Annotated in this window: 16 protein-coding genes; 3 read left to right on the top strand and 13 right to left on the bottom strand. The window is 62.4% G+C overall.

Annotated elements, in window-relative coordinates:
- Positions 1-171: 171 nt before the first annotated feature.
- Complete coding sequence (locus ABIA90_RS10640; protein WP_028148917.1) at positions 172-483, bottom strand: ArsR/SmtB family transcription factor; 312 nt, start codon at positions 481-483, stop codon at positions 172-174.
- A 95-nt stretch (positions 484-578) separates the two neighbouring features.
- On the opposite strand from ABIA90_RS10640, the gene ABIA90_RS10645 reads away from it, so the two are divergent.
- Positions 579-1,331 (top strand): SDR family NAD(P)-dependent oxidoreductase, encoded by a 753-nt coding sequence (locus ABIA90_RS10645; protein WP_014498385.1) that lies wholly within the window; start codon positions 579-581, stop codon positions 1,329-1,331.
- 206 nt (positions 1,332-1,537) lie between these two features.
- On the opposite strand, the gene ABIA90_RS10650 is transcribed toward ABIA90_RS10645, so the two are convergent.
- The 6 genes from ABIA90_RS10650 to ABIA90_RS10675 form a co-directional block, all read right to left on the bottom strand.
- Positions 1,538-1,864 (bottom strand): hypothetical protein, encoded by a 327-nt coding sequence (locus tag ABIA90_RS10650; RefSeq protein WP_028157274.1) that lies wholly within the window; start codon positions 1,862-1,864, stop codon positions 1,538-1,540.
- 363 nt (positions 1,865-2,227) lie between these two features.
- The gene (locus tag ABIA90_RS10655; protein WP_354118779.1) at positions 2,228-3,154 is read right to left on the bottom strand and encodes an MBL fold metallo-hydrolase; all 927 of its coding nucleotides are present in this window, start codon (positions 3,152-3,154) and stop codon (positions 2,228-2,230) included.
- 55 nt (positions 3,155-3,209) lie between these two features.
- Positions 3,210-3,935, bottom strand: a complete 726-nt coding sequence (locus ABIA90_RS10660; protein ID WP_354118780.1) for an alpha/beta fold hydrolase — start codon at positions 3,933-3,935, stop codon at positions 3,210-3,212.
- A 113-nt stretch (positions 3,936-4,048) separates the two neighbouring features.
- Complete coding sequence (locus ABIA90_RS10665) at positions 4,049-4,345, bottom strand: putative quinol monooxygenase (protein WP_354118781.1); 297 nt, start codon at positions 4,343-4,345, stop codon at positions 4,049-4,051.
- A gap of 342 nt (positions 4,346-4,687) precedes the next feature.
- Positions 4,688-4,870 (bottom strand): hypothetical protein, encoded by a 183-nt coding sequence (locus tag ABIA90_RS10670; RefSeq protein WP_354118782.1) that lies wholly within the window; start codon positions 4,868-4,870, stop codon positions 4,688-4,690.
- A 69-nt stretch (positions 4,871-4,939) separates the two neighbouring features.
- Positions 4,940-6,043, bottom strand: a complete 1,104-nt coding sequence (locus tag ABIA90_RS10675) for an NADH:flavin oxidoreductase (RefSeq protein WP_354118783.1) — start codon at positions 6,041-6,043, stop codon at positions 4,940-4,942.
- A gap of 125 nt (positions 6,044-6,168) precedes the next feature.
- Between ABIA90_RS10675 and ABIA90_RS10680 the strand changes: the two genes are divergently transcribed.
- A complete protein-coding gene (locus ABIA90_RS10680; protein ID WP_354118784.1) occupies positions 6,169-7,056 on the top strand; it encodes a LysR family transcriptional regulator in 888 nt (295 codons plus the stop codon).
- Between the two features lie 72 nt (positions 7,057-7,128).
- Here the strand turns inward: ABIA90_RS10680 and ABIA90_RS10685 are convergent, their stop codons facing one another.
- Together ABIA90_RS10685 and ABIA90_RS10690 are read right to left on the bottom strand one after the other, a co-directional pair.
- Positions 7,129-7,638, bottom strand: coding sequence for a YkgB family protein (locus ABIA90_RS10685; RefSeq protein WP_354118785.1), 510 nt, complete (start codon positions 7,636-7,638; stop codon positions 7,129-7,131).
- Positions 7,639-7,683: 45 nt separating this feature from the next.
- A complete protein-coding gene (locus ABIA90_RS10690) occupies positions 7,684-8,220 on the bottom strand; it encodes a carboxymuconolactone decarboxylase family protein (RefSeq protein ID WP_354118786.1) in 537 nt (178 codons plus the stop codon).
- 157 nt (positions 8,221-8,377) lie between these two features.
- Between ABIA90_RS10690 and ABIA90_RS10695 the strand changes: the two genes are divergently transcribed.
- The gene (locus tag ABIA90_RS10695; protein ID WP_354118787.1) at positions 8,378-9,346 is read left to right on the top strand and encodes an AraC family transcriptional regulator; all 969 of its coding nucleotides are present in this window, start codon (positions 8,378-8,380) and stop codon (positions 9,344-9,346) included.
- A gap of 29 nt (positions 9,347-9,375) precedes the next feature.
- On the opposite strand, the gene ABIA90_RS10700 is transcribed toward ABIA90_RS10695, so the two are convergent.
- From ABIA90_RS10700 to ABIA90_RS10715, 4 genes are all read right to left on the bottom strand, one after another.
- Positions 9,376-9,693, bottom strand: coding sequence for a hypothetical protein (locus tag ABIA90_RS10700; protein WP_071916798.1), 318 nt, complete (start codon positions 9,691-9,693; stop codon positions 9,376-9,378).
- Between the two features lie 111 nt (positions 9,694-9,804).
- Entirely contained in the window at positions 9,805-10,725 is a 921-nt protein-coding gene (locus ABIA90_RS10705) for a DUF427 domain-containing protein (RefSeq protein WP_354118788.1), read from the bottom strand.
- A gap of 157 nt (positions 10,726-10,882) precedes the next feature.
- Complete coding sequence (locus ABIA90_RS10710; RefSeq protein WP_354118789.1) at positions 10,883-16,402, bottom strand: trifunctional serine/threonine-protein kinase/ATP-binding protein/sensor histidine kinase; 5,520 nt, start codon at positions 16,400-16,402, stop codon at positions 10,883-10,885.
- A gap of 407 nt (positions 16,403-16,809) precedes the next feature.
- Positions 16,810-17,337 carry a YkgB family protein gene (locus tag ABIA90_RS10715; protein WP_354118790.1) on the bottom strand — a complete coding sequence of 176 codons (528 nt, stop codon included), beginning with the start codon at positions 17,335-17,337 and terminating at the stop codon, positions 16,810-16,812.
- Positions 17,338-17,816: the final 479 nt, after the last annotated feature.

A 17,816-nucleotide genomic window follows, 5' to 3' on the forward strand; every position in this document is an offset into this window, starting at 1 on the left:
CGCTAGACCTGGGCCTTTAGCGCTGTAGCCAGAAGATCGATCATGGCGCGAACGCCGGGCAACACGCCGCGCCGGGACGGAAGCTCGGGCCATTTTTGTTTTGGGATACGCCCGGTGGCAACATCAGCCGATCCCTTGCGCGCTCCACAAATCTGTCGTGCGCGAATGCCCTCAGTCCGGAAAGCTCAGGATCATTTTCAGCAGCTTTGGAAACCGCGCGTTGATGTCCTCTTCGCGCAAAACGTTGCGGTGCTGGACGCCTTGCTTTGACGTCCGGATCAGGCCGGCCTCCCGCAGGATCCGAAAATGGTTCGAGAGGGTCGACTTCGCCATGTCAGGGCAAGGCGCCGCCTCGGTGCACGACATGCAATCGTTTTGCGCGGCCAGGCTTTTGACGATGCGCAGCCGCATTGGATCCGCGAGAGCTCCAAGCACCCCGGCGAGTGTAATCTCGTCCCGCGATGGGTGAACGAACTGCACCATGCTCAAAATATAGCACGTCCCTTGAACTCATTCAATAGTTCACTAGTATTGAACTATTGAATATCGGCATCCCGCCGAACAACGGAAGACATGCGATGACCAAGAGACTCGAAGGCAAAGTTGCGCTCGTGACCGGCGCATCCAAAGGCATTGGTGCCGAAATCTCCGCCCGGCTTGCGGCCGAGGGTGCGGCGGTTGCCGTCAACTACAGCGCCAGCAAAGAGGCCGCCGACCGCGTGGTCGCCGCCATCATCGCCAAGGGTGGCAAAGCCGTCGCCGTGCACGGCAACCTGGCCGATGCCAAAAACGTGAAAAGCGTCGTCGCGGAGACCGTGAAGGCGTTCGGTGCGATCGATATCCTCGTCAACAACGCGGGCATTTACGAGTTCGCGGCGCTCGAGGCCATCACGCCTGAGCATTTCCACAAGCATTTCGACCTCAATGTGCTCGGGCTTCTCTTGATCTCGGGGGAAGCGGTGCAGCACTTCAATCCCAATGGGGGCAGCATCATCAACATCAGCTCCGGCGTATCGACCATCGCGCCGGCGAACACCGCCGTCTACACCGCGACGAAGGCATCGGTGGATGCGATCTCCTCCGTGCTGTCGAAGGAGCTCGCGCCGCGCAAGATCCGCGTCAACGCCGTCAATCCGGGCATGATCGCCACCGAAGGCGTCGTGTCCGCCGGCCTGCACGAGGGCGATATGCGCAACTGGATCGAATCCACCACCCCGCTTGGCCGCATCGGCAAGGTTGAGGAGATCGCTGCCGCGGTGGCCTTCTTCGCTTCGGACGAAGCGTCCTACGTCACGGGCGAGACACTTCACGTTACCGGCGGCCTTCGCTGACGCGCGACGTGCCCTGGCGGCCCGAAATCGCTGAACGGCGTCGTCCCGGCATGGTCGCGGTAGTGTATCCCGCAGCCACGTTCGGACTTCGCCGGTCCCGATGAGAAAATGGCTCGCATCAAGCGAGCCATTTTTATTCTGCGGGTGAGAGTCCTGATGTCACCGCGAGCCTCGCAGTGAGGCAGCGGCACCGTCGGATCCGAGCTTTACGGTTTGTCGTCGGCCTCTTCGCTTTCCGAAAGCGCGCGATAGCGCACGAGATCGGGATCACCATCCATGTAGAGCCCAATGAAGCCCCGATAGCCGAAGTCGTCGCGGAGAAGCACGAGCAGCCGGTCCAGATCCTTGTAGGTACGATCTTCCTTGTCGCCCCAGGTTCGCAGCGGCAGGAATTCGCGTCGCCAGCTCGGCCGAACATAGGCCAGGTGTTCGGCCATACCCTCAATCGTCTTGGTGATGATGAGGACATTGCGCAGGTGCCCGCCATTTTGCAGCTCCTGCTTGATTTCCCCTTCCTGTAACCCTTTCGCCAAGGGTTGCTCCCGCAAATTGATCGCCCAAGGGGCGAAGACCACAACGGGGGCAGACTTCCTTGCACCGACCAATCCGCAGTCGCTTTCCGACGTGCGGTCCGGAAGATTCGGAGCGAGTCGAACCGCTCCATGGCGAAAGCTGCCTCCGACCCTGTGTCTATCAGCGAAAGCGGTTGCCTTGCGAGCCGACAATGAGGTGACTTGCACAGCAAGCGCTTCGATCGCTGCTGCGTTCACACTTCGGCGGGACCGACGTTCTCCCGGCGATGCAAGGGAGAAATCGACGTAATATCAGCTACATCGATAGGGTTGCGAACGCGACCAGATGCTTCAGGCTCGCGGTCGACTCCGATGCGTGTTCCCCTAGGCCAATCCGCCGTCCGGCTCTTGCAGGTGGCGGAAGGCGGCGGGCACGTTGACGGAGTTGTGCGCCCAATCGAACAGGCTGTACTCGCCGTAATGCGCCATGGCGACCGCCTCGAGCGTGGCCTCGATCGATCGACCTTCTGCGATCGCCGTGCGCACGGCGCTGTCGAGCTCGCGAAGATAGCGAAGCGGGAATTCAATGTCCGCGGGACGCATCGGCCGGCCGTGGCCTGGAATGATGGTCGCGTCTTCCGGCAGGAAGTCGCGCACGCGGGCAAGGGTCGTAATCGTCTCCTTGTGCCGCCCTTCGAGGAGCCATGGAAGCGCCGGAGACGGTGCTTGGATCATGTTACCGACCCAAAGCACCTTCGCGTCTGGCGCCCATATGACCAAATCGCCTGGCGTCTGCGCGAACCCAAAGTGACGGACCTCGACGATGCGACTGCCAAGATCGACGCTGATCATGTCGGGGACAGTGATGTCAGCGGCGCGTGCCTGCACGCGTTCAATGCCCTTCCCCTTACCCATGAGGCTGATCATGAAACGGCGATCGTCCTCGAAGCTTTCTTCCATGTAACGCTTGGTCGCCGGATGCTGAATCACGACAGTACTGTCGGGGAACAGGTAATTCCCGTAGGCATGGTCACCGTGATAGCTGGTGTTGACGAGGAAGCGGATCGGCTTCGACGTCACTTGACGTACGAGCCCGATAAGCTGCGAGGCGAGCTCGCCATTCAGCATTGACTCGACGACGAGTACGCTGCGTTCGCCGATCACGAAACCGGCCGTGGTGGCGACGTGGTCTTTCTCGAACACGTCGTCAGGCATGACCGCGAAAACGCCGGGAGCCAGTTCGTTCGATGTGAGGTTGACCCGAGCCGCATCCCAGGGCGGCGTTGCTTCTTGTTCACCGTCCTGCGTCATCGGATGGGTCCTCCCTGTTTGAATGATGCCAAGCGACCGCGCTTTGCGGACGCCGTTACTTCGCTGCTGCGCGGGCGGCCTGTTCGATCACGTCGGCCACGACTTCAGGGTTGGAGACGGGGACGGCGTGCGAAGCGTTCACCTCGATGACGGTGGCGTGGGCGCGATCGGCTTCGAACTTGTATTCGTCGACCGGAATGGCGCGATCCTGCAGGGGCCTGACTTGCCAGCTCGGCTTGCTCGTCCAAGCCGCGGATGTCAGCGGTTCGGTCAGGGCCGCCAGGTTCATGGGGCGTTGGCCGGCGAGCATCAGGGCGGCCACGCTCGCGGGCACGTCGGCGGCAACGTTGCTGTGGAACTTGTCGGGCTGGTAGAGGAGATACGTGCCTTTGGTACCGTCGGGCAGGGTGTACGTGGTCGGCTCGACGGACGTGGGAAATGTGCTGCCGGGGTACCGTTCGAGCAAATGGGTTGCGGCCTCTCCGACCGCGGGCATGATGGAGGCCGCGTAGACAAGGCCCTTGACCTTGGGGTCGTCCCCGGCCTGCGTGATGACGGCCCCGCCGTAGGAGTGGGCCGCCAGGATCACGGGCCCCTGGATCTTGTCCAACAGGCTGCGCAGGTACGCGGTGTCGATTGCCGGGCCCAGCAGCGGATTGCCGAAGGCGACGACCGGGTAGCCGTCGCGCTGGAGCCTCTCAATCACTCCATTCCAGATCGACGCGTCTTCGAAGGCCCCGTGCACGAGGACGACAGTGGGCTTGGGCGATTCCTGGTTCATCGTGAATCCTTTTCGGAAAAATTAGGGAGGAGGTCGCTTCGCTGAAGTGTTCGTTAAGTCGCGCCGCCCAAGCTCATCATCTGCCTTGCAACGAAGAGCCTCGGTAAGACGCTCTATTTCTGGGCGATGACGTGAAGCCGGTGCACCTTGGGAGCTTCGGAAAACAGCTCGCCTGCCCTCGCGAACAGCGCCTTCGCAAGTTCGCCGTTCAAATGCGCGTCTCGTCCGACTTCGTCATTGAACGTGTCGATGATTCCGTAACGTCCCGGCTCCTCTTCCTTGAGCCCGTACCACGCCGCTATTCCGGCCTCTGCCTTCGCCATCGCGGCGCCCTGCTTCAGGAAGGCTTCGACTTCCGCTTCCTTGCCCCGATTGGCTTTCAACTCGACGAAGAAGGCGAACTTGGCCATGCCATTGATCCTTTCGATTACATCCGACTGTTAGACATCTCTATATAAAATGCGTTTTTATAAAAACACATCAGATAACCAGTGGAGCTGGTTCGCTTTGTCGTGATCGAAGAAAATAATATGACTCTGTATTTTCAGATACTTAGTGCAAGTCGTATCTTCGATAGCGAGTCGTCATCCAGAATGAATTTGAAAATTCATGAGCGTCATATCAGAGGTCTTTTTATAAAATCACGGGTGGCCTCGACCATCATGGCCTTGCCGTCTTCACGGGTCGTGCGGCGAGATGAGCGGTGCCGAAACGATGAATGAGGTCGTCGCGGTTACACGCCCGATGACGACTTAGGACCTGCTCGGAGCCTCACCGAAAGGTGGAAGCAACTGTTGCGCGGTGTGAGGCGATAGCTGCTTGATGGCCGCTCGAAGGTGGGCCGCAGCCTTCGAATGCTCGGGCCCATCGAGCATGCGCAATGCTTCCAGCATGAGCGACAACGCCACCGAGGCATCGGAGATCGCGCCCGTCATGATCGTTCCTTTCGATGCGTGCACGATCTTCAGAGCGTCGGCCTTCGGCGTCGACGTCGCGGGACGCGCTCACATCATCAGTTCGGTGTCCTTGATGTCGGCGATGGGCCCGAGGATCGCAGGGTCAAATTCATCCAGAGAGCTGCGGTCCAACAGACGCTTGGGCAGGTCGGGGTTCGCCAAGGCCCCGCGGCCTATCGTGACGACATCGGCGCCATCGTCGAGCGCAGCCACCGCCTGCTCGATGTTGTGCAGGCTGCCATTGGCGAAAATCGTCGCTTTGGGGGCGTAGCGCTTGGCGAGGCGCATCAATGACGGGCCGTCCTTGGCGAAAGCGGGCTTCCACGCCTCAAACTCGGTCACATGGACGAAGTCGGCGCCGGCATCGCCGAGGCTGCCGAAGATGATTTCGGCGTCACGCTCCGCACCCGCCCATTTGTGATGATAGTCGTTCACCTTGCCTTGCGAGATGCGGACGCCGACCGGCACCGCGCTCCCGACCTTCGCGCGCACCGCCTTGAAGGTTTCCACGATTAGCCGCACGCGGTTCTCCGTGGCGCCGCCCCAGCGATCGGTTCTGCGGTTGGCGTAGTCGGTCAGGAACTGGTCGAGCAAGTAGCCGTTGGCGCCGTGAATCTCGATGGCGTCGAATCCGGCGACGTGGATCGCACGCACAGCCGAGCCCGCGAAGCCGGCAATGGCGTCGGCGATCTGCTCCTCCGTGATGGCTGCCGGCAGTAGGTAGCGGTCCTTTCCGTGATAGAATGTCATCTGCTCGCCCTTGGGCTGAATGGCAGACGGCCCCACGGTGCTGTCGCGAAAGCGATTGCCTTGGCTGATCGCTCCGGCATGCATCATCTGGGCGATGGCTACCGCTCCGTGCGCCTTGATGCCGTTGACGACCGGCTTCCAGGCCTTGGCCTGCACGTCGTCGGTCATGCCGGGCTGATGGACGTAGCCCTGCGAGAACGCTTGGTCTGTATAGATGCCTTCGGTGATGACCGTTCCAAACCCGCCTCGCGCGAACCGCTCGTAGTATCGCGTCATGGTTTCGGTAGCCCGGCCGTCCTTGGTCGCCGTGATGCGCGTCATTGGCGCAACAGCAAGACGGTTCTTCGCGGTACGGCCGTTTATATCGATCGGCGTGAAAAGCGCCTTCGCTTCGTTGTCCATAATCTGAATCTCCAGGGCCTTTACCTTCGGGAGTAGCCTCCCTTGCCGGAAGTCGATTTAAAGCTTGCCGTGAGCCGACAGAAGTCCGGCTGGAAGCTAAGCACTTTATCGATTATCGTTATAAAATGGATTTCGCGGATGTAGCCCTGTTTCGCAGCATCGTGACCGCCGGCAGCCTGTCCGCTGCGGCGCGAGAGATGGGCACAACGCCAATGTTGGTCAGTCGAAGGCTCGCAGCGCTTGAAGCTGAGCTCGGCGCGCGCCTGTTTCATCGGACCACGCGCTCACTGTCGCTCACCCCTGAGGGCGAGGCCTTCTTGCCTCACGCCGCCGCCCTGATAGCCGCCCGCGATTCAGCATTCGAGTCCGTGTCGTCCGCCGGCTCGGGGCTCTCAGGTGTGCTCAAGGTCACCGCGCCGAACGTCATCGGCCATGCGGTCATCGTACCCGTCGTGGCCAAGCTGATCGCGGACAACCCGGCGCTTCGGGTCAATCTTGTCCTGAGCGACGATCGCGTCGACATCGCATCGGTGGGTCTCGACGTTGCGATCCGCGTGGCGCCGATGAAGCCTTCCGACATGATCGCGACAAGGCTCGCCGACAATCCCTACATCCTCTGCGCATCGCCAGCCTATATCGCTCGCTTCGGAGAACCGGCAACGCTGGGCGATCTGGTGAGCCACCCCTGCATCAAGCTTCATGCGATGGAGACCTGGCCGTTCGTACGTGGAGGTGAATTGGAGCAGATCCGGATCGCCGGCCCGCTGTCGGCCAGCACGGTCGACGCTATTCGAGCGGCTTGTCTTGCGGGCGTGGGGGTCGCCATGATGACCTATTGGGATGTGTACGAGCAGATTGAACGCGGAGAGTTGAAGCGGATCGTTCTGGCGGATGCCGCGCCGGTTGAGCTTGGGATATGGGCGGTTTTCCTGACTCGCGCGCAAATGCCCGTCCGGGTAAGAGCGTTCATTGATGCTCTGCGAAAACGGCTGCTTGCGGGCACACTGCCGTGATCGTCGCGACGTGCCATCGCCGGCGAGCGGGAAAGCTCGCCGGCGACACGTCGCTGGGCAGAGTGCCACCCGTCACCGCGTCAGGCGAACCAGATCCTGCCTTAGCAGATAGAAGGAGACTGCGAGCAGCACGACGTCCTTCATCAGGAAGGGCACGTTGCCCGTCATCGCGGGGAAGCCTCCAGCGGCGAGGTCCCAGCCTTCCGGCATGAAGGGAATGATCGTGACGGTCGCGATGAAGGTGCCGGTCGAGCCGAGGGCGCCGAGCACGCCAAGCCGGTGGCTCCAGAAGCCCGCGAGCAGCAGCGTGCCGAAGGTCCATTCGGAAACGCCGAGGAAATAGCTGGCGCCGGCATGGCCGAACACGGGATAGAGCCACCAGATCAATGGGCCGTTGCTGATGAACGGGACCAGCCGTTCGAACTCGTACGGAAACCACTTCTGGTAACCGAAGAAGAAGAACATGATCACCATCGAGGCGCGGACGACATGGTAGTCGAGATCTTCCGCGAGCAGGCCGGATCCCTGCAGGGCGCGGACGAGAGGATTTTGGGCGGTGTGGGTGTTGGCAAGCATGGTCATGGTCGTGATCCCTGATGTGAGATGAGCGACGTGGCGGCCGTCGCGTTAGGCGACCGCCGGGAAGTCGATCTCGGTATCGTTGATGCGGTTGAAGACGTTGGTGAACACGGTGGTGGCAAAGGCGAGGCTGATGTCGACGAGCTGCGCGTCGCTGTAGCCGGCGGCCTTGATCGCGACGAAATCCTTGTGGCTGACGGTGCCGCTGGTGCGCGCAAGCTTGTCGACGAAAGCGACCAGCGCATCGCGTTGGGCATCACCGGTGGGCCGGCCATCGCGGATCTGCTTCACAATCTCCGGCGCCAGGCCGACGAGCTTTGCGAGATGGCTGTGGGCGGCGACACAATAGTCACAGCCGGCGGCTTCGCTGATGACGAGCTTGATGATCTCCTTGTCGGACTTGGTCAGTCCGCCGGAGGCGAGCACGTTGTCGGCAGCGAGCACGGCCTTGAGCGCAGCGGGGCCATGGGCGGCGATGGCCGCAAAGGTGTTCGGCACGCTGCCGATGGCCTTCTTGATCTGGGCATAGACCTGGCCGGAGGGGCCGGCGTCAGTTTCGAGGTTCGGGACGGAAAGGCGGGACATGATGGCACTCCGTGTTGGGGTGGTGAACGATTGCGGAGTGACAGTATGGTCGCGACATGAGATGTTGAATGCTTGATCGGCTTGTATATATGCTCAATCGTCTCAGGCGACGTGCCGAGAGAGGAATACGATGGATTGGCTGAGCCGGCTGTTCGAGATGATGCCGGTGCGCGGCCGTCTGGACCTGCGCTGCTCCTACGGCGCGCCCTGGCGGATCGAGCAGGGGCCGGGCGAGGCCAACGAAATCCCGTACCACGCGGTGCTCGCCGGCTCGGCGGTGCTGGACGATCCGGCGGGAGGCCGGCCGTTGCTACTGGAGGCCGGCGACATTCTGCTGCTGCCGCGCAACCCCCGGCACGTCATGCACGACGGCAGCGGAGCCGCGCCGCTGAAGGCCCGCAACCGCGCGTCACTCAACTTCACGATCAGCGAGAATCCCGGCTCGGACGCCCGGCTCGATCTGCTGTGCGGGCATTTTTCGATCGCCCCGCCGCACGACCGGCTGCTGCGCAACTATCTGCCGCCGGTGCTGATCGTGAGGGCGGGCGCGCAGGCCGGAGAGCGGGACACGGCGGGGCAGCTCGCAGGTCTCGTTGCCTTGATGCGCGGCGAGACCGCAGACGATCAGCTGGGCGGCCGCGCGATGCTGAACGCGTTGTCGACGGCGATGTTCGCGCTCGTGCTGCGCCTCGCCAGCGAGACCGGGGACGCGCCACGCGGGCTGCTTGCGCTCGCAGGTCACCCACGCCTCGCGCCGGTCGTCGCGGCCATGTTCAATGCGCCCGCGCGCGCATGGACGCTGCCCGAGCTCGCGCAGCTCGCCAACATGTCGCGTGCGACACTCGCCCGTCAATTCCAGGAGAAGGTCGGACGTTCGCCCAGCGAACTGCTGACCGACATCCGAATGACGCTGGCAACGAACGAACTGAGGAAATCCTCGCTCTCGACCGGAGCGGTGGCCGAAGCGGTCGGATATCTGTCCGAGGCGGCGTTCCAGCGGGCGTTCAAGAGCCACATGGGCATCACCCCCGCGCAATGGCGAAAGTCTACGCAGACGCCTGCGATGATTGACGATCTGGAGCTGGCGAAGAGTGCAGAGGCGGCATCGGCTGGCGAGAATGCCTAGGCAGGCGAGCGTGAGGTGGCCGGGCTAGCTCAGCATCCGCGGCAGATGATGAGCTTGCGATCCAGCATCTGATCGCGCTGCTGCTGCTCACGCTCCCAGGCCGACAGAGCATCCGATTGAGGCGCATCGGCCCGGCTCGGCTGACGGTGGCCGACCGGAGCGAGCCAGGGCAGGCGCGACGTCGGCTCGGCCGAGGCGAAACGCGCGGCGGCCCGCGACGGCAGATCGGGGAGGGCGTCGAGAGAGCTGTTCCGGTCGGAGGCATGTGCGGGCGACAGCAAGCCGATCAGGAGAAGGCCCGCAAAAGCGGAGCGGATCGAGCGTGTCTGGTTCGAACGATGGGACATTGTGGCGCTCCCGTAGTGGAGGCTCGGGATGAGCGGCTCCGTTGAGGGCCACAATAGTCGTGGACGCGAAAGGCTGAATGCTGCGCGATCTCGAAGATATGCTCGTTCGTCTCACGAGCGCCGATGGAGGGGACTGGTTGCAGCTTCAGCGGGCCGGCCACCAGGCGTTGGCTCCGCGACCACCTCGGCGATGTCAAGATTACGATCGGGGCCGTGTGGAACCACCAATTGGCCGGGTTCGAGACGTATCTGCGTGCCATCGAGACGGACGGTCACGATGTCCGGCTCGAACGATACAAAATTGGAGATGCGGCGGACTTCGGGATAGGCGTCGGGATACGACCATGCCGCCTGGCGCGCGTCTCCGATGGAGTAATAGCTGCAGAGGCCCTTGTACGGGCAGAAGGTCTGGAGCTTGACCGGAGTGAGGGCAGCCTCATCGATGTCGGCACGTGGAACATACCAACGCGGTGCAAAGCCGGACTCGTAAAGGACCAGCGGCCGCTTTGTATCGGCGATGACCCGGCCCTGGTGGTTGACCACGAGGTTACGAGAGGTCTGGCGGATGTCGATGCGGTGATAGGGATCGGCGGCGTGGCCTACGATGCGTTCGTCTTCCTCGTAGAAGGCATCCATAGCCCGCCAGGCAAAAGCGATCAGACCCTGCAAATCGCCTACATGGGCGGGCAGGTTGGTGTGCCGCCACGCTCCTCGCGCCGCGATGTGTTGCTCGTCGACCCGAACGCTGTACCAGGACGTCGGCCCAAGATCGGCGTGTTGCGTGATGTGCTCGGTAGGTTCCAGCACATGTGGGGAAACATCGGCCTCCGGGAAATAGGCGACAGGATAACGGCCCGGTTCGAAAAGCAGGAGCACCCGCTCGCTATCGGCGATCCAGCTTCCCCCAAAGCGCACGCGGATGCGGCGGCGTAACGGTTCGACGTACAGGAGTCGCTTGGGCAGCGGCTCGGGGACGAGAAAGCGGCCGATTGCTCCCGTTGAAAGCGGGCCTTGTTGCCAGGACAGTGCCAATTGATCTCTCCCTGCAGCACGCCGTCGATGGCGGATCTGTTCCGGCCCGTGCTTGGCTTCGCCGGCGCGATCCGATGGCTATATTTCGTCCGCGGCCCGGCCTTGGTTACAGGTCATCCCACCAATTTTGCGGCGTGATGACGCCAGCCGAGATGATTCAACCAACCGTAAAGCCGTCATCGACCGGTACGGTGAACTGGAAGACGGCTCCGCGCGGTTCGTTTGCGGTCGCCCAGAGCCTGCCGCCATGCGCAACGATGATCGAGCGGCATATCGACAGTCCGACACCGAGGCCGCCCGACTTGGTCGTGTAGAAGGGTTCGAACAGCCGCGCGAGGCCCTCTGCCGACAAGCCCGGTCCCGAATCCGTGATCGATACGCGTATGCTCTCGGCATCTGCTCTTGCGGTCTGGATCAACAGCTCACGCTTGCCCTCCGTTGTCTCGCTCATCGCCTCGATGGCGTTCAGGATCAGGTTGAGCGTGACCTGCTGCAGCTCGACGCGATCGCCGATGACCTTGGGCAGACGATCGGCGAACACCGTCTGGATCGCGACATCGTTCCGTGCCGCCTCAGCCTGCGTGAGTTCGATGACTTGGCCGATGACGTTGTTGATCGCCAGGGAATCCCGTTTGGGCGGTGATTTTTTGACGAGATCCCGGATTCGCTCAATGACCTCGCTGGAGCGAATGCCGTTCTCGATGGCGCGTGTCAGCGCCCTGCGCGTCTGCTCCAGTGCCGGTGGTTGGTGATCGAGCCAGCTCAAGGCCGCTTGTGCGCTGGCGATGACGGCGGTGTTCGGCTGATTGACCTCGTGGGCGATCGACGCCGTCAGCTGTCCCATCACCGCCACGCGGTTGGCGTGGGCCAGCTCCATCTGAGCCTCGCGGTAACGCTGCTCGTTCTCGCGTGCCTCGGTTTCGGCGCGCTTGCGCTCGCTGAGATCCAGCACGAAGGCAACGCCTTGCTCCTGCTCGTCGTCGAACAAGGCTCCGCCGGTCAGCACCGGCACCCGGCTGCCGTCCTTGCGGAAGAACGCCTTTTCGAACGGGTGGACAACCCGCGTCGCCTTCAATTCGGCCCGGGCGCGGTCGGTGCGCTCCTGCCATTCGGGCGGCGTCAGATCTGCCCAGCGCAACCGGCCTGCGGCAAGATCCTCGCGATCATATCCCATGGTCTTCAGGAACGCGTCGTTGGCATCGAGGATGTCGGGGGTGTGATCGAAGATGAAGATCCCGATGATGTTGGCATCGACCAGCCGGCGGATCCTCGACTCCCGCTCCTGAAGCTCCCGGTACAGACGGGCATTGTCGAGCGAGGTCGCGGCCTCGGATGCGAGAAATTTGAGAATCGCGATCCGGGCGGGTGTGAAGACGCGCGAGGCGAGATTGTTCTCGAGATACAGAAATGCCACCGCCCTGCCTTGCTTGACGAGCGGCACGCACAAGGCCGATCGGACGTGCTTCTTCTGGATGTATTCGTCGCCGCCGAACGCGCTGCTCGTCGAGGCATCGTCGAGCACGACGCTTTCCTGGGCGCGAGCCGTGTAAAGCACGATCGACATCGGGACCTCAGCGGCGGAGATCGGTGAATCGGCGAGATCGAGAGCGATCGAACCGCCGCCTGTCACCGCGTCCGCCCGAATTCTCAGCTCGGAACCCCTCGGTAGAATCAGCACGCCGCGTTCCGCACCCGCATGCTCGATGGCCGAACGAAGCAGGGTCTCCGTGAGCTTCTCCAGCAGGATCTCGCCTGAAACAGCCTCGGACACCTTGAGAACCGTCGCAAGGTCCAGCTGTTCGACAGGTGCACCGATCGTCCCTGCGGCGCTGAGCGCGGCTCCTCGCTCCCGCAGGCCCGGATGGAGTTTCTCGAGCTGGCTCACCTTCGCCTCGGCGCCCCAGCGCGCGTAGCAATCGCGCGCTTTTGTCAGGTAGGACAGAACGACCGTTCGAATGCCGCGCGCCTCGTAGAACCCTGCCGCGCGTTCCGCAGCGATCGCTTCGATCTGCGCGAAGCCGGATTCTTGCGCCAATCGGATCGATTCCTCGTACAGCTGTTCCGCCTCGAGTTCGCGGCCTTCGATGCGCGCGAGTTCCGCCGCGACGAGCTTCTGCCGGGCAGCGTAATTCGCGGGGCAACGGTTGGACCAGACTGTCAGCTTGCGGTGGTGTTCGCGGAGGTCGTTGAGGCGTCGCTCGCGATCCTCGGGGCGTGATGCGTGATAAGCCCCGGCATGAGCGAGCGCCGTGTAGAACCGGTATTCGGTGAAATCCGAATAAGAGCGGGCGCACCATGAGAGCGCTTCTGCGCGTGCGGCGAGGGCAATCGCGACATCGTCACGTCCGGCAATGACTTCGATCTGAATTTGCGTCGCGTAGTAGAAGAAGGCGCTTATCGGTTCGCTCGCATCCGAGGGCTGAAGCGCCGCGGGGCTCTCGAAGTCATTCCGGCCATTGCGCCCCATAAGGCTCTGCGCCAGATCTCGTTGCCTGATGAGGCCCTCCGCAGCCAATCGGACGCCCAGACCCTCGGCGAATGCCAGAGACCGCTCGGCGCGCGAGCAGACGTCCATGAGCGGATCGCCGCAGAAGAGATCCACCGATATCAGTCCGCGATGCGAATACGCCGCGAATGCCAGATCTCCAGTCGTCAAGCAGATTGCGAGTGCGCGCCGAATGAACGGCCGTCCCGATCGGATCGGGAGAATCCATGGGGTCACGTGAAGGCCGAATACCAAAAGCGCCCGACCGCTCAGCCCTGTCTGCGGCTGCCTGTCAGCAAGGGCTGCGCCAAATTGCGATAGCCGGAATCCAAGTTCGGCATCGGCTGAATTGCTCGCGAGCACGCCGAATATGGCGGTCAGCGGGTAGCACGCTTCAGGGCTGGTCCCGTGCTCGAGCGTCAGTCGAGTGGCCGCCATGAGCATGGTGTCGGAGAGGTTGCGATCGGTGAGAAACGCAGGCGTGAGGAGGTCGGCCAGGACGCCCATGGTCGCACGATGATCCGGATCGGTCATCGGCGGTAGCGCATGAAGCTGCTCGTCGGACAGCTTTTCGGTCAAGCTCCGCAGGCGTCGCCGATCCTCGTCCACCTCGCTGCGGCTGGGATGAGGAGACCAGTCAATCCCGGTTCTGCGCAAAAATGCGAGGCAAACGTCGACCGCGCGCTCGAGCTGTCCCGCGGTGGTGTATAGCTGCGCCTGGAGTCTGGCGACCTCGGCGCTCGCCTGAATGTCCGAACAGCTCTGCGACAGGACCGTCAGTTCCGCTTCTGCCGTGTTCAGCTCGCCGAGTAGGAATTTGCATTCGGCGTGGAGCAGGCCGATCGCGAAGGCGTCCCGGCTGCACCGCGGATGCCCTTCCTCCCCGAGCAGTTCGCGGGCGATTTCAAGGTAGGTTGCTGCCGCGTGGTAGGCCGTTGCATTTCGCGCGCGCCGGCCCGCGGCGAGATTGACGGCAATGACCTGTTCGCGTTCAGCGCCGTTCGTCAGAGCGGCGATGCCGCGGTTCAGCTGGTTGGCAACGATATAGACGCGCTCGTTGGTTTCGTCGGGCGTCAGCTGCGCTGCCAGGACCAGACCCATCCGAAGGTGCAGGGCCGTTCGCCTGTCCTGGTCCGGTTGAAGCGCATAAGCGGCCTCTTGCACACGATCGTGGACGAACGCGTAAGAGCTCTTGAGGCGTCGGACCAGTTCGAGACGCGTCGCGTCTCGCAGATCCGCGTGCAGCGTCTGCTCCGATGCTCCGTGCACGAGGCAGAGCGTTGCGATCTCGGCGCTGTTGCCCAGGCAGGCCAGCTCCAGCAGGGCCCGACGTGTCTCGTCGCGCAAACCGCTCAGCTTGCCGACCATGAGACGCGCGACGTTTTCGGCGTAGCTTTTTTCCTTGATGCGTTCGAGATCCCAGCGCCACTGTCGCTTGTCATGATCGAAGGCCAGTAGTTCTTCTTCGGCCAGTGCCCGCAGAAACTGCGTGAGAAAGAACGGATTCCCGTTCGTCTTCTCGTATATCAGCTGCGCCAGGGGCATGGCGTATGCCGGCTCGCAGTGAAGTGCATCCGCGGTGAATTCCTCGATGGCAGCGCGGGTGAGGGGTGCCAGGTCGATTTCCCGCACCCGTTTACGGGAGGCGCGAATTTCGACGAGCCGTTGTGCCAGCGGATGTTTGACGTCGACATCCTTGCGTCGATAGGCGGCGATGAGAAGCAGATTTTGCAGGTCGGATCTGTTCAGAAGAAACGCGATCAGATCCAGTGTGGCCAGGTCGAGCCACTGCAGGTCGTCGAAGAAAAGCACGAGCGGATGGTGAGGCTTGGCGAAGATGCCAATGAAGCGTCGAACGACGAGTTGGAAGCGTCGCTGTGTGTCTTGCGGGGGAGCGTCCGGGACAGGCGGTTGATCCCCGATCACCAGCCGCAGTTCCGGTACGAGATCCACCATCAGTTGACCGAGCTGGCCCAGCGCGTCGTGCAGTGCGCTACGCCAGGGTGCCAGATCGGCATCGCTCTTGGCGAGGAGGCCTCGGATAAGGCCTTGAAGCGCATGCGCGAGCGTCGCGTAAGGCATATCGCGCTTGTGCTGATCGAACTTGCCGGAGGCGAAGAACCCTCCCAACGGGACCAAGGCCTTGTGCATTTCGTCGACGAAAGCGGACTTGCCGATACCGGAGGGGCCGGACACCAGGATCAACTCGGGCGTGCCGCTCCGGGTGACGCGATCGAACGAGGTGAGCAACGCCTCGATCTCGTGCTCCCTGCCGTAGAGCCGTTCGGGAATCAGCAGGCGGTCCGGTGTATCGGCTTGGGCCAGGACGAAATCATCGATTCGTCCCTGCGCTTCCCATTCGGCGAGTGACCGTTCGAGGTCGCTCTTGAGGCCGGCGGCGGTCTGGTAGCGGTCCTCGGCCGTCTTGGCGAGGAGCTTCATGATGATCGCCGACACGGCGCAAGGCACGTCATTGACTCGTTCGGCGGGCGGAACGGCACGTCTCGCGATGTGGCTGTGCACCCATTCCATCGGATTGGCCGCGGTAAACGGCAGTACGCCCGTCAGCATCCGGTAGAACGTCACGCCAAGTGCGTACAGATCGCTGCGGGAATCCACGGACCGGTTCATGCGGCCGGTCTGCTCGGGCGCCATGTAGGCCAGCGTGCCCGCCATGGTCTCCGGTGGTTCGAGCTGCTGTCGTTCGCGCGGCAGGCGAGATGCAAGGCCAAATCCGGTGATCCTGACCTCGTCTGCTCCGCTCACCAGAAGATTGGCCGGCTTCAAATCCTTGTGGACCAGGCCCTGCCGATGCAGCTGGTCGACGGCGGTGGTGATGCCGAGAGCCAATCGCAAGAAATGGTCCAGCTTCATCGGCGCGCCGAGCAACTGCTCGAGCGGCTCGCTGCCGGGATCTTCCAATATCAGCAAGGTTCGACCACCGTCGCGGATCAGCTCCAGCGGCCGTACGGCCCAGGTCCCATCGAGCTCGTCGCGCAAGGCGTATTCATGGGCGAGCCGGTCGAGGACCGCGGCCGGCGGATGTTCCGTAGCCGCCCTTACGGTCAGGACACTGTTGACGTCGCCATCGGCGTCCCGGCGCCATTCACGGCAAAAGACGCGCTCGCCGTCGTCCCATGACGCCTTGAGACCGGCATTGCCATTCGTGGATACCCGTGAGGATACGTGCATCTGCCGGACTCCGGAACTAGCCGGCCAGTCGATTGAAAAGGAGGGAAAGGTGTTCACCTGTCCCGTTCGGGAACGTACTCCCAACGCCAATCCCCAACAATAGCCGGGATCGGAGCCATGGCATGAGCCACATTCCGTTCGGACCCAGCGTCACCGACAAGAGTTGTTCCGATGCGCTCAGATCGGCAATTCCGCTCAACCGTGGATGAAGCATCGAGCTTGAGCGCGGGAGAAAAGCGGGAGTCTTCGAAAGGTCGCTCAGCGTGGACAGCGTCAAGGTCGATAAGCCGTCGTCGCAAACCTACGCTCACGCAGATCATCGGCAACGACCTCGCCGATGTAGCCGAGCAGTTCATCGCCCGTCACGGGGGACGACCCTGATCCCGCTCTTCCAGTGCCAACCGGCGCTATTGCATCGCTTCCTGTCGAACAATCCCGTTCTCAGCCGGCGACACGTCGGCTGCTGCCCGGAGGAGGTCCCGCTTGAGCAGATAGACGGAGGCCGCAAGCAGTACGACATCCTTCATGAGGAAGAGGAACGGCAACGTGGCCGCAGGAAATCCGCCGGCCGGCGCGGCCCAGGCATCGGGGAAAAACGGAATGATCGTCACGGTGGCGACATAGGTCGCGCATGAACCCAGCGATCCCAGGACTGCCAGTCTTCTGCTCCAGAAGCCGAGCAGAAGAAGAAATCCAAACAACAATTCCGCTGAACCCAGGAAGTAGGCCGCGCCGCGCACGCCAAACACCGGATACAGCCAGAAGATCAGCGGACCATTGCTGATGAACGGGATCAACGCGTGCGCTTCGTAGTCGAACCATTTCTGGCAGCTGAAGACGAAGAAGACGATGATCATCGCCACACGCGTGGCATGGTAGTCAAAATCGCCTCTGACCAGATCGAGCTCGGACAGTTTCTTTATGAGATGGTCCATCGGATGTCGTCTCATCCTCGAGGTCGCAGATTGGCGCCAAGGGCGGCGTCGACGTCTGTCGTGATCTGAACGGTAGCCAAGCTTCGAAGGACGCGCTGTGCGCGGATTATCGTGCATTTTTCAAACTTGCGCTGTTCGGCCGCAGGCGGCCGGGATCGGCGTGACCTGACCTCGCCCGCGTTCTGGCATCTGCGAATGACGTCATGAGACGACGACACGGTCGTTCTGCTACGCGTCCGCGTCGCCCTCGGTGGCTCGCCCTTGGCGCCGCAAACCCATACCAAAGTATGGGTCTGTGCATCACAATCGCGAGATTGTCGGAGGCACCCACCGAACGCATGCTCGAGACCGACATGCGCAACCGATCCTGGCGCAGCTACTGGATTTTCCTCAGTTGGGGAGACCGAACATGTGCCTCTCGCGAACAAGCATCGAACGTCACGACAGCAGCCGCCTGGTCAACTGGAGAGCGGCTTGCG

Origin of the sequence: Bradyrhizobium sp. LA6.8, assembly GCF_040547935.1 — a bacterium.
GTDB lineage: Bacteria > Pseudomonadota > Alphaproteobacteria > Rhizobiales > Xanthobacteraceae > Bradyrhizobium > Bradyrhizobium barranii.